The organism is Alphaproteobacteria bacterium (genome assembly GCA_037200005.1).
In the GTDB taxonomy this organism is placed as follows: Bacteria; Pseudomonadota; Alphaproteobacteria; order UBA9219; family RFNS01; genus JBBCGY01.
In genome coordinates, this window is sequence record JBBCGY010000001.1 from 197,443 (window position 1) to 209,594 (window position 12,152).

General features: G+C 60.3%; 13 protein-coding genes. 8 read left to right on the forward strand and 5 right to left on the reverse strand.

The window, feature by feature from the left end; genetic code table 11:
• Nucleotides 1-4: 4 nt before the first annotated feature.
• On the reverse strand, nucleotides 5-703 hold the full coding sequence (locus WDO70_00975; protein ID MEJ0061796.1) for a dienelactone hydrolase family protein: 699 nt from the start codon (nucleotides 701-703) through the stop codon (nucleotides 5-7).
• 231 nt (nucleotides 704-934) lie between these two features.
• Between WDO70_00975 and WDO70_00980 the strand changes: the two genes are divergently transcribed.
• The 6 genes from WDO70_00980 to WDO70_01005 all read left to right on the forward strand — a co-directional run bounded on the left by WDO70_00980 (nucleotide 935) and on the right by WDO70_01005 (nucleotide 4,733).
• Entirely contained in the window at nucleotides 935-1,210 is a 276-nt protein-coding gene (locus WDO70_00980; protein MEJ0061797.1) for a DUF6489 family protein, read from the forward strand.
• A 120-nt stretch (nucleotides 1,211-1,330) separates the two neighbouring features.
• Nucleotides 1,331-1,939 (forward strand): hypothetical protein, encoded by a 609-nt coding sequence (locus WDO70_00985; protein ID MEJ0061798.1) that lies wholly within the window; start codon nucleotides 1,331-1,333, stop codon nucleotides 1,937-1,939.
• Between the two features lie 8 nt (nucleotides 1,940-1,947).
• Nucleotides 1,948-2,619, forward strand: coding sequence for a hypothetical protein (locus WDO70_00990; GenBank protein MEJ0061799.1), 672 nt, complete (start codon nucleotides 1,948-1,950; stop codon nucleotides 2,617-2,619).
• A gap of 110 nt (nucleotides 2,620-2,729) precedes the next feature.
• Nucleotides 2,730-3,320, forward strand: coding sequence for an RDD family protein (locus WDO70_00995; protein ID MEJ0061800.1), 591 nt, complete (start codon nucleotides 2,730-2,732; stop codon nucleotides 3,318-3,320).
• Nucleotides 3,321-3,390: 70 nt separating this feature from the next.
• Complete coding sequence (locus WDO70_01000; GenBank protein MEJ0061801.1) at nucleotides 3,391-3,831, forward strand: hypothetical protein; 441 nt, start codon at nucleotides 3,391-3,393, stop codon at nucleotides 3,829-3,831.
• 134 nt (nucleotides 3,832-3,965) lie between these two features.
• The gene (locus tag WDO70_01005; protein MEJ0061802.1) at nucleotides 3,966-4,733 is read left to right on the forward strand and encodes a DUF5765 domain-containing protein; all 768 of its coding nucleotides are present in this window, start codon (nucleotides 3,966-3,968) and stop codon (nucleotides 4,731-4,733) included.
• Here the strand turns inward: WDO70_01005 and WDO70_01010 are convergent.
• Together WDO70_01010 and WDO70_01015 are read right to left on the reverse strand one after the other, a co-directional pair.
• The gene (locus WDO70_01010) at nucleotides 4,641-5,600 is read right to left on the reverse strand and encodes an L-threonylcarbamoyladenylate synthase (GenBank protein MEJ0061803.1); all 960 of its coding nucleotides are present in this window, start codon (nucleotides 5,598-5,600) and stop codon (nucleotides 4,641-4,643) included. The genes WDO70_01005 and WDO70_01010 overlap by 93 nt on opposite strands.
• Nucleotides 5,597-6,127, reverse strand: coding sequence for a peroxiredoxin (locus WDO70_01015; protein ID MEJ0061804.1), 531 nt, complete (start codon nucleotides 6,125-6,127; stop codon nucleotides 5,597-5,599). The genes WDO70_01010 and WDO70_01015 overlap by 4 nt, the downstream gene beginning before the upstream one ends.
• Nucleotides 6,128-6,161: 34 nt before the next feature.
• Here WDO70_01015 and WDO70_01020 point away from each other — a divergent pair, with 34 nt between their 5' ends.
• Nucleotides 6,162-9,293: an AsmA-like C-terminal region-containing protein gene (locus tag WDO70_01020; protein ID MEJ0061805.1), complete on the forward strand. Its 3,132-nt coding sequence runs from the start codon at nucleotides 6,162-6,164 to the stop codon at nucleotides 9,291-9,293.
• Nucleotides 9,294-9,296: 3 nt separating this feature from the next.
• Here the strand turns inward: WDO70_01020 and WDO70_01025 are convergent, their stop codons facing one another.
• The gene (locus tag WDO70_01025; protein MEJ0061806.1) at nucleotides 9,297-9,890 is read right to left on the reverse strand and encodes a hypothetical protein; all 594 of its coding nucleotides are present in this window, start codon (nucleotides 9,888-9,890) and stop codon (nucleotides 9,297-9,299) included.
• A gap of 68 nt (nucleotides 9,891-9,958) precedes the next feature.
• The gene (gene tyrS, locus WDO70_01030) at nucleotides 9,959-11,197 is read right to left on the reverse strand and encodes a tyrosine--tRNA ligase (protein MEJ0061807.1); all 1,239 of its coding nucleotides are present in this window, start codon (nucleotides 11,195-11,197) and stop codon (nucleotides 9,959-9,961) included.
• Nucleotides 11,198-11,258: 61 nt separating this feature from the next.
• Here tyrS and WDO70_01035 point away from each other — a divergent pair, with 61 nt between their 5' ends.
• Nucleotides 11,259-12,152: an aldose 1-epimerase gene (locus tag WDO70_01035; GenBank protein ID MEJ0061808.1), complete on the forward strand. Its 894-nt coding sequence runs from the start codon at nucleotides 11,259-11,261 to the stop codon at nucleotides 12,150-12,152.

Genomic DNA, 12,152 nt, shown 5'->3' on the forward strand with positions numbered 1-12,152 from the left:
CTGGCTAACTCCGCAAGTGAGCGGCAAAAAATTCGGCGCTGCGCTTGTTCGCCAGCGCCGCCGCGGCTTCGTCCCAGTGAACGCCGCCGGGACGGGCGAAGGCGTGATCGGCGTCCGGATAGACGGGCGCCTGGATGCGGCTGTTCTTGGCGACGGCCGCCAGGACTTTTTCCTGCGCTTGCGGCGACGAGAATTTATCTTTCCCGGCCATATGCATCAGAAGCGGGCAGCGTATGTCCGGCACATCCTCGAGCAGATTCTCAAGCCCGACGCCGTAATAGCTGACGCCGCAATCGAGATCGCTGCGCGCCGTCAGAAGAAAGGCCAGCTTGCCGCCCAGGCAATAGCCCACCGTGCCGACCTTGCCGTTGCAGCCCGGCATCGTGCGCGCATAGGCCAGCGCCGCCAGCAGATCGTCGACGCCGCTGGCGACGTCGAAGCGCTCATAGAGCCCGAATGCCTGTTTCATATCGGCGTCGGTCTGGTCGGAAAGCTGGATATGAGGCTCGAGCCTCCAGAAAAGATCGGGGCATATGGCGAGGTAGCCGTCGCGCGCCAAATCGTCGCAAATGCCGCGCATGGCCGGATTGACGCCGAAAATCTCCTGGATGACGATGATCGCGGGCGCGGAAACGAAATCGGGCCGCGCCACATAGGCGTCGAAATGGCGGCCGTCGAGGGAAGGGATTCGGGTGTCGAACATGGAGGCGTATCCCAGAATGAGAAACCGGCTTTATCAGGCGGCGCGGCCTGTGGTACCATGTGGTATCGTCAGTCCGCTTGAGAACCCGAAAAAATTCTGTCGCCGGCGCGATGAAGACATTGAGAAAAACCACCCGGCCGCGACAGAATTTTTTCGGGTTCTCAAGTTGACGTAGTATATAAGCCATAATATTCCCTTCCCTCAAGAAAGATCGCGCAAAGGCCAGCCGCCATGAAATTGACCATGAATGTCGAATGCACGCCCGAGGAAGCGCGGGCCTTTTTCGGGCTGCCCGACCTGCAGCCGATGCAGCAGCGCCTGATGGAGGAACTCGAGGCGCGGATGATGGCCAATATCAAGGCCATGGACCCCGAAGCGCTGGCGCGCAGCTGGTTTCCCGCCAGCATCCAGGGCATGGAACAGCTGCAAAAAATGTTCTGGGGCCAGATCCAGCAAGGCATGGCGGGCTTTAACCAAGCGGCTGGGTTATCCGAGAAAAAGAAATAGGGATCGCGTCGAAATCTCTGAAAATATTGCAAGAGCCAATATTTTGCAGTAACTTACCGTTTATTGAAGCCTGACAAGACGATATTGCCTTGCAATATGGTTTTGTTGTAGGGGACGACCATGATAACGGGAAAAGATAAGCCGTCTTTCGATATATGGTTGCGCTGGGCGGATGTGCTGGCGCGGCGCCTCGATACCGTGCGCCAGGTTTACGAAGATCACGGCGACCATGATTCCACGGCCAAAACCGCGGTCTATCTCGGACAGTTGCAGCATGTGCTGGCGGGAGCGCTGGCGCGCTATTTGTCGGGACAGCCCTATGCCGCGCTCAACCAGCTATCTCACGGCCAGGAAAAACTGGATGAAACCCAAATCCGCGCGCTGGCGGGCATATTCCGCGCCGCGCTCGACGCGTTGCCCAAGATTTCCCGCGATATGCAGAAACTTCTGCACTCCAAATGGAACGGCGAATGCAGCGGACGCTTGGCGTCCGACCTGTTCAAGGGGCCGCGCGGCGCCGTGAATGAGGGCATCGGCAGCGGCCTGCCCCATGACGGCCAGCTGCCCCAGGCGCTGGACGCGTTGCTGCGGCAGGAAGAAACCGGCGAGCAGCGCCCGGCGCGGGTCAGCGCTCTTTCCGCCGACCAGCAGCAGCGCTGGACGGATACCGCGCGGCGCTGGGCGGATCAGAATAGCGGGCACTTGCGCCGCGCAGGCTCGGTCGAGTAGAAATCCCCATGTCGAAATTAAGCCAGCGCGCGCCCTTTAACGATTGGTGGTATTGGTCGGAATGCCTTAGCAAAAGGTTCCGCACCATCTGCGACATTTATCATGAGAATATCGAGCATACGCGCGCCCACGACGCTTCGAATTGGTCGAAGAAACTGAAAGAGAACTGTCAGCCGCCGGTCGAAGCCATGCGCAAGGGCATGAAGACCGACGAGCAGAAAGCCGAAGTGAAACGGCTGGAAGAAGAGGCCATCGCCAACGCGGCGCAGATGTTCCGCGAAATCATGGTCAATTTCCCCTTCATCTCGAGCTCGATGCAGGCGCTGCTCGCCGTCACCTGGCAGGAATGCGAATGGGAAAAACCCGTGCCGGACGAATATGACGAAGACACCGGCCTGCTCAAGCCCAAGCCGAAGAAAAAGAAAATCGACGAGCGGATCACCGAGCTTTTCTGGGGGCCGAAACAGCGTCAGGACGAAGGCATCCGCAGCGGCAAGGTAGCGGATGGCGGCCTGCCCGGCATTCTTTACAATCTACTCGCCGCCGAAAAAACCTCCTCGACCCGCACGCCGACCGATTACGGCCAGGCGCTGCAGGCCGCCGCCGTGCAGCAGCAGGTCGCGACCACCAAGGCGCAAGCGTCGGCGGGCATGAATTTCAGGCCGGGTGGAGGAATGTGAGGGGCTTTGTTGGTGAGTGAAGCCGCAGGCTTCGCGAACCTACAAAACCCCATGAACGCCTTTGGCGTTCAAACCCGCCGAAGCTTCCGCGCAGCGGAAGCGAAGGGGGATTGATTCAAAAAGAACCTGGGGAAAAGCCGTATTTTCTTTGTATAGGACAACAGATGGAATACGCAGGCTTTTGGCGACGTTTCGGCGCTTTTTGGATTGATGGCATCGTTTTTTTGCCAGTGACAGGCATCTTCTATTTGGCCCAGGAGCATTTCCGTCTTGCTGAGTTGTATCTCTTGGCTCCTATGTTGGCAGTCAGTATTTGGTTTCAAATTTATCTGGTTGCTAAATATGGGGGTACGCCTGGAAAAATTTTATTGAAAATACGAATTGTCATGGTTGATGGCTCGCCAGCCACAATGAAGGCGGCCATCCTTAGATATGCAATCCTGCTCATACTCAGTCTACTATCTCAAACCGCATATATTATGGCAGTTCTTAAAATGACTGATACGGAATATCATGCCCTAAGTTTTATGCCGCGAACGTTAAGACTGCATGAGCTTGCGCCATCATGGCTTCCCGTCGTTGACGCATTGCTGCAAATATGGATTTGGGGCGAATTTATCACCCTTCTCTTTAATAAGAAACGCCGTGCGGTACATGATTTTATAGCAGGAACGGTCGTTATCAAAAAGCGCAGCCAATAAGGACTTTTCCATTTGACCTCCCCGCGATTCCGCATCAAACTATCGCCCTGCGCCATAGCGGGAACGGCCCATGCCATTCGGGATACGCGGAGAATTCATCGTCGTCGGAGCGGCCCTGATCGCCGCCAGCGCCGCCTTCCCCGCCGCCGCGCCGGTCCTACTTGAAAACGCCACCGGCATCAGATTGCTTCCCGGCGCCAAATTTAAAGATGAATGGACGGAGAACCATGCGGCCGCCACCCCGGCCGCGGCCGGCTCCATCGAATGGAGCTTTCGTCTGTCGCAAATTGAAAAGGACAATACCGGTCTGTCACGCACGCTAAGCAAGAGCGGCCTCAAACTGACCTGCGAGAGCCGCCCGCGCAGTCTCGCGACCGGCAGCGAGCCTCCCGCCATGATAGTGTTGAACAGCCTTATCGACGGCAAAGGCTGCAATTTATATGGCTCGCGCAGCACCTATTACCGGCCAGCGCCCAAGCCGCCCGCACTCGCGGCCATGATCCATCCCTAAGGCGCGATCGTCTTTCGAGACGGAGCCGGCGCGGTTTCCATCCGGAAAATGGAATGGAAAAATCGAGATGTTCATGGCAAAAATGAAAGAAACGATGGCGAATCGGCGCGGATGATTGACCGGAGGTGAAAGGCATGTGCTGGAGTGGTGAGGCATCGGCGGCGATTGCGGCGGTGGGGGTATTGAGTACGGGGTATGCGGCTTATAAAAAAGAGCCGCGCGCGCTCTGGATATGCCTCGGTTATTTCTCGCTGATGGAAATTCTTCAGGCCTATACTTATTCGGTGATCGGCCAGTGCGGCAATCCCGCGAACCAGATGGCCACCTTGCTGGGCTATCTCCATATCGCCTTCCAGCCCTTTTTCATCAACGCGGTCTCCATGCATTTCATCGACCGGCGGAAAGCGCGAAAGATCGCGCCGCTGGTTTATACGCTATGCTTCGCGTCCGCCGTCATGCTGCTCCTTAAACTTTATCCGTTCGCCTGGGCCGCGCCATGCAACGCCATACCGTTATGCGGCAAAGAGCTATGCTCCATGCATGGCAACTGGCACATAGCCTGGTCGCTGCCGCTGACGACGGTCGGGGAGAAGGCGCATATGTACGCGCTGGCGGCCTTCGTCGCGCCGCTGCTCTACGGCTCGTGGCGGTTTACGCTCTATCACGCGGTCATGGGGCCGCTGCTTGCCATGGCGACCACCAGCAACATGAATGAGTGGCCGGCAGTCTGGTGCCTGTTTTCCATCGGATTCCTGCTGGTCGTGATTAAAACGCCGCTGCGCGGGCTTTTATATGTGGATCGAGGCCCGTTATGGGGCCGCCGCCCGCCGCAGCCGGTCGTTGATCGCCATGCCGAGGCCGATTTCGGGAATGGCGGAAACGGCAATGCCCGACAAAGCTGAGGCATCGGCCTCATGCAGGAAAGCGAACAGGTTTGCCGCCGCTTCGCGCAGATCGCCGTCGCGGCTCAGATTTTTGCGCAATCCGCCGCCTCTCAATCCCAGTTCCGGCCCGAACAGGATGAACACTTCGTCATCGCGCGCCGCCGAGACATTCATGCGAAGCGGCAGGCGCGGCGCGTAATGGCTTGCCAGCTGGCCGGGAGCCTTGGGCATTCCGGCAGCATCGGCCTGCGCCAGTTTGCCGCCCATTTTGCCGACCATGCATTGCTCGATCTGCTCCGCGCCGATGCCGCCGGGACGCAGCAGAACCGGATTCGCACCCGTCAGATCGATGATGGTCGATTCGATGCCAACCTGCGATTTGCCGCCCGCGATAATCGGAATTCGATCGCCCAGACCGGCGCGCACATGCAAGGGCGTCGTCGGGCTGAGGCCGCCGGAAGGATTGGCGCTCGGCGCGGCGACGGGAATTCCCGCCGCCGCCAGCAAGGCGCGCGCGACGGGATGGGCCGGGATGCGCACCGCCACGGTCGGCAATCCGGCGCGGGCAAGCAGGGAAATCGGGCAACGCTCGGCGGCGGGAAGCACCAGGGTCAGCGGCCCCGGCCAGAAATGCCGCGCCAACAGCCGGGCGGAATCATTCCAGACGATGACCGGATCGAGCTTTTCCGCCGCGTCGGCATGGACGATCAGCGGGTTGAAGCCCGGACGCGCCTTGGCCTCGAAGATTTTGGCGACGGCGCGGTCGTCGGTCGCGTCCGCGCCGAGGCCGTAGACCGTCTCGGTCGGAAACGCCACCAGCTCCCCCGCGCGCAGCATCGCCGCCGCGCGCGCGATGCCGGCTTCGTCGGCGGCCATCATCGTCATGGAGCCTTGGTCAATTCTTGCAGCGCTTTTCTCACATCCTCGACATGGCCGGGAACGCTGACCTTGCGCCAGACGGCGCGAATGACGCCCTTGCCGTCGACCAAAAAGGTCGAGCGCTCGATGCCCATATATTTCCTGCCATACATGCTTTTTTCCACCCAGACGCCGAAGCGCTCCAGCGCCTCGCCGGTTTCGTCCGAGGCGAGCGGAAAATTCAATTGATGTTTCGCGATGAATTTTCCGTGGCTCGCGATGCCGTCCTTCGACACGCCGATGACGGCAGCGCCGAGTTTCGTGAAGTCCGCCAGCGCGTCCCGGAAACCGCAAGCCTGCGCGGTGCAGCCGGACGTGTCGTCCTTGGGATAGAAATAGAGAATATAAGGTTTGCCCTTCAGCCGCGCCGGGCCGATCATCCCGCCATCCGTGGCGGGCAGGCGGAAAAGCGGGGCCTTGTCGCCGGTTTTGGGGCCGCCGCGCGGCGGCGCGGGGGGTTTCTTTACGGCGAATTTTGAAGTCTGTTTGGGCATGGCGGTCTCTGCTGGGCGCGGCTAAGATAAGGCTATGAGCGTTATATATAGATTGTTGCGGCGAGCGGTCAAACTTGTCTTGGAAATGACGGCGGCCCTGATCGGGATCGCGCTGCTGCTGCTCGGGCTGCTGGTCTGGCGCGCGGGCAGCGGGCCGGTCATGATCGACACGCTGGCCCCGCAGCTGGCGCAGATTTTGAGCAATCCTGGCGCGGGCCTGCGCGCCGAGGTCGCCCACGCCCAGCTTATGTGGAGCAAAGACGACCAAGCGCTGCGGCTTGTCGCCATCACGACCAGGATTTTCGACCGCCAGGATCGCCTGATCGCCGAATTGCCGCAATTGTCGCTCGGCCTCAATTTTCTCGCTTCGCTGCACGGCCAGAGCGCGCCGGTCGAGATTTTCAGCAATAATCTCAATTTGCGCTTTTTGCGCACGCCCGACGGCTCGCTGCATTTCGGCGAATGGGCGACGTCGCCGGAAGAAGAGCAGGGCGCGACGCCCGATATCGCGGGCTATATGCGCGAGTTCCTGCGTCTTGAAACCGGCTGGAGCGGCCTTGGCCTCATCGGCGCGGTAAAAGCCGAGCGGCTCGACGTGATCGTCAGCGATCAGGCCACGCGCCAGGACTGGAGCATCAAGGCCTCGCGCCTGCATATGGCGCGCAGCCGGACGGGGCTGACCGCCAAGGGCTGGCTTGAAATCGGGCTGGGCCAAGGACAAGACAGCACGATCCTGCTCGATGCCGCCTATAACGCCCGCGATAAAGCCATTACGCTGCGCGCGCAATTTTCCGGCCTTAACCTTTCCCGCTGGGCCGACAAGGAGCCGCGCCTTGCGAAACTGGCCTTCGCCGATATCGCGCTCGGCGGCGTGGTCGAGGCGGGGTTCGACGAAAATCTGCAATGGCGGAGGCTGCATGTCGATCTAAGCGGCCAGGGAGGGCGCCTCGTCAGGCCCGATCTGTGGCCGAAACCCTTGCCCGTCACGACGCTTCGCCTGAAGGGCGACGCCGATCTCGACGCTCGCCGTTTGCTCGGCGAAGCGGCGCTGGACGCGGCGGGCGTCAAGATCGCGCTTCATGCCCAGGGCGCGCCGGGGCCGGGGCCGGATGATATCGCCGTGACGGCGGCGGCGTCGGTCGGCGATTGGCCGCTCGAACGCCTGACTGAAATCTGGCCGGAGGGAATCGCGCCCAACCCCCGCGCTTGGATCGCCGCCAACATCACCGCCGGGACGTTCGGAGAGGTCGCGGCGTCGGCTGCCTTCAACACCAGCCTCCACGATCCGTCGGACGCGCGCGATTTCGCGCTCAAGGGAAAAATATCCCTCGCCGGCGCGACGATCCACTATCTCGACGGCATGCCGCCGGTGACCGGCGTCGATGCCGTGGCCGAAGCCGACCGCTCGACTTTGAGAATCGAGGTTAAGGGCGGCAAGGCCGACCATGTCGTGCTGGGACCTTCTCCCGTCGTCATCGACGGCCTCGATAGCGACCGGCAGACGATCTCCATCGGACTGACGGGAAAAAACAGCGTCGGCGACGTGCTGCGTCTGATCGATCATCCGCCGCTCGGCTATGCCAAGGCGCTCGGCCTCTCGCCGCAGGACGTGGCGGGCACGGCCGATCTCGACGTCAAATTGGGTTTTCCGCTGATCAAAATATTGCCGCTCGACGCTATCCATATCGACGCCAGGGCTAAAATCGCCGATCTCGCCAGCGACAAACTGATCAAGGGATTGCCGATCACCGGCGGGCAATTCGACCTTGCCGTCGACGCGGCGAAAATGAGCGTCGCCGGCCAGGCAGCCTTCAGCGGCGTTCCCATGAAGGCGGAATACAAACAGCAGTTCGCCGCGATGCAGGTGCCGGGCGACGCGCCGGATTCTCCCGCCACCGCGCTGCAAAGCGAGGCCATGCTGACCGGCGTCTTGTCGCCGGCGAACTGGACGGCGCTTGGCGTCGATTTCGGCAAGGACGCTTCTGGCGATACGCCGGTCACCGTCAAATACGCCAAGGGTTTCTCGGGTCCGGCAACGCTGGAACTGGATGCCGATTTCACGCAAGCCGCCATGGCCATCGGCGCGCTGAACTGGTCGAAAACGGCTTCCCAGCCCACGTCGGCCAAAGCCAAGTTGGTTTTCGGCGGCAAAAAAGGCGAAGGCGCGAAACTGGCCTTGGCGCTGGCAGGCCCGCAAATGAATCTGAAGGCCGAAGGCGCGGTCGATCCCGAAACCATGCGCCCGCAAAATATCGCCTGCGATCCGTGTAAGGCCGGGCGCAACGATATCCGCGCCAGGCTGAGTTTCGCCAAAGACGGCGGCGTCGAAGGAACGATCTCCGGCGCGGCGCTCGATTACCGCGAACCGGAAGAAAAAAGCGCCGTGCCGCCGGGGACGGCGAAGACCAAGCCCCTGCGCCTGAAAATCAACGTCGAAAAACTGTATCGCGGCGGCGGGGAATATTTTTCCAAATTCCGTGCCGTGTTGCGCCGCGACGAGATCGGCTGGGACAAAATCGAATTGCGGGCTCTGGCGGGCGGCAAGGTTCCGTTTACCGTCACGCTGCTGCCCGAAGCCGTCAAGCTGCGGCGGCTTACCGTCACGACCGACGATTTCGGCGCGGTGCTGCGCGCGGCAGGCATGACCGAGGAAATCTCCGGCGGCAAGCTGGTCATCATGGGCAACAGCACGCCCGCTTATCCGCGCCGGATCGAAGGCGAAGTCAAGCTGAAGAATTACCGCGTCTATCGTCTTCCGTTTCTGGCCGTCCTGCTCAACGCCGTGTCCTTCACCGGCTTTGCCGATTTGATGAGCGGATCGGGAATCGGTTTCGACCGGCTGGAAGGGAAATATGTCTGGGAAGGCCAGAAGCTTCGGCTCGACGATGTCCGCACTTCAGGCGGCGCGCTGGGCCTTAATGTCGAAGGCGGGATCGATTTTGCCGCCAGCAGCGCGGATTTGCAGGGAACCGTGGTGCCGTTCAGCTTCGTCAACAAAGTCATCGGCCTGATCCCGCTGGTCGGCGACATTCTGACCGGCGGCGGCGGCGGCGGGGTTTTCGCCGCCACCTATCAGGCAACGGGCGATCTCGACGACCTGCAGGTCAGCGTCAATCCGGTCTCGATCCTCGCGCCGGGAATCGTCAGGCGGATATTTTTTCAGTGAGCGTTATTTCGCGGGATTCGGATCCTGTCCCGGCTTGCGGGGCTTACGCGCCGGCGGCCTGAGCAGCGCGGCGGCTTCAGGGGTCATGAACCCGGCATCTTCCATGACCTGCAGGGTGACCTGCCGGTCTTTCGGCAGAATTTTTTTGTACATATCGAGGCCGCTCGTAATAAGAAATTGCCCCTGGCTGTCCATGGACTGCGCGTTCAGGCCGCCGCGCCCGTCATAGGCGACACCCATCGTCACGATGCCGGTGTGGATGCGGTGCAGAGCCTGCCCCAGCGGAAACAGCTCGATGGCGCATTCGGAAAAACTCTGCTCGATGCCGGATTTTCGGCCTTTCGGCGCGCTGCTTTCGATTAGCCTCGCCTTGGCGGCAAGATTCAGCGGAATGACGATCTGGTTCAGATTTTCGATGCGGCGCTCTGGACTGACCCTGATATCTTCCGCTTCCGCATTTCTATACAGCCGGGTCTTGTCATGCAAAGTCCGGTATAAAAAATCCTGGGGGCGCTTCTCGCTCGAAGCGAGGCCGCAGGTATGGAGAAAGGCAAAAATGCTGCCGCGCGTTTGCTGATCTATATTCGGCTCGGCCATGACGGTCGCTCAAAAGAAAGTTAAATCCACGCCTTCAATTTATCCCAGGGATTTACTTTCACCAAAAACTATTCCGCCTTAACCAAACCGTGCCGCTTCTTGCCGAATGTCAGGCGGGCCGTGCCGTCGATGAGATCGGCTTCGGCGATGGCGGCGGTGATAACGGTGACCGGCTGGTCGTTGAGCCTGACGCCGCCTTGCTCGATCAAACGCTTGGCCTCGCCCTTGGACGCCGCCATTTTCAGCGCGACGGCGATATCGGCGATCAGCGGCGTCTCGCCGCGCTTTATATGGAAGGTGGGCAGCCCCTCGGCGCTGCCGCCCGCGAAAGCTTCGGCGGCGGTTTTGGCGGCCTGCAAGGCGGCGTCCTCGCCATGGCAAAGTTTCGTCGCCTCGTTGGCCAGGATTTTCTTGGCCTCGTTGATCTCCGCGTCTTTCAGATTCTCCAGCCGCTCGATTTCATCCACGGGCAAATCGGTGAACAGCCGCAAGAACCGCCCGACATCGGAATCCTCGGTATTGCGCCAGAACTGCCAGTAGTCGTAAGGCGAAAACTTTTCCGCCTTCAGCCAGACCGCGCCGGAGACCGTCTTGCCCATCTTGACGCCCGACGAAGTCATGATCAGCGGCGTGGTCAGGCCGAAAAGCTCGGCGTCATGCAGCTTGCGCCCGAGCTCCAGCCCGTTGACGATATTGCCCCATTGCTCGGAACCGCCCATCTGCAAAACGCAGCCATGCCGCTTATGCAGCTCGGCGAAATCAAAGCCCTGCATGATCATGTAGTTGAATTCGAGGAAAGTCAGCGGCTGCTCCTGCTCCAGCCGCCTTTTGACGAAATCGAAGGCGATCATCCGGTTGACGGTGATGTGCCTGCCGACCTCGCGCAAAAACGGGATATAGCCGAGGTTATCGAGCCAGTCGGCGTTATTCACCATGATCGCGTCCCGCGGCCCGTCGCCGAAAGTCAGAAAGCGCCCGAAGACGGTCTTGATGCTGGCGATGTTGGCGGCGATCTGTTCGTCGCTCAGCATCTGGCGCAGTCCCGTCTTGTCGGACGGATCGCCGACCTTGGTCGTGCCGCCGCCCATCAGCACGATGGGCCTGTGCCCCGCCTGCTGCAAACGGCGCAGCGCCATGATGCCGACCAGATTGCCGACATGCAGGCTGTCCGCCGTCGCGTCGAAGCCGATATAGCCGGAGATCGTTTCGCGCGCGGCTTTAGCATCCAGCCCGGCAAGATCGGTGCATTGGTTGATCGTGCCGCGCGCGGCGAGGCTGCGTATAAATTCCGATTGCGGATTTTCCATGGTTTAAGTTTATACTAGCATCCGATTGTCCATGTCAGCAATAAATGCCGGGGAGACGGATTTGCTTTTACTTGATTTGGAAAATGGTCCCCTGAAATGCCGCGTCGCGCCGGAAATGGGCGGTTCGATTTATAGCTTCGACTATAAGGCCGGGCAGAAAATCCAGCCTCTGATGCGTCCCGCCTGGGGCGAAGACGCGCATCTGATAACCGATTTCGCGTCATGGCCGCTGGTGCCGTTTTCCAATCGCATCCTGCATGGAAAATTTCGTTTCGGAGGCAAAGACTACCGGGTGCCGGTGACATGGCTCGGCTATCCGCACGCTTCCCACGGCCATGGCTGGGAACGGCCTTGGCGTGTCGAACGCCATGACGAAACGCGCTGCGACTTGTCTTTCGCGTTCGACGATGAGATTGCCTGGCCGTTTCCCTATAAGGCGGAACAGAATTTTTCTCTGTCCGAAAATGCGCTCGATTTACGGCTGTCGCTCGTCAATAGCGGAGACAAGCCCATGCCGGCAGGTTTGGGACATCATCCCTATTTTCCCAAACCGCCCGGCACCACGCTGCAGGCGAAAATCGGCGGATTGTGGGAAGTCGACAAGGATGTCATTCCGACCCGGCGGATTCCCGTGCCGCCGCGCTATGACTTTTCCTCGCCGAAGGCTTTGGACGATGCCGAATTGGACCATTGCTTCGACGGCTACGAAGGATTGATGGAAATCGTCTGGCCGGGACGGCCGGTGACATTACGCGTCTCATCCTCGGAAAATCTCCGGCATTGGGTCGTTTATACGCCCGCGGGCAAGGATTTTTTCTGCGCCGAGCCGGTCAGCCATATGCCCGACGCGGTCAACCGGATGGACGCCATGGAGACAGGGCTTCAAATCCTGCAGCCGGGACAAAGCCTGACGGCGGATTATCGTTTCGAGATTGCCGTCATAAAGCCGGAATGA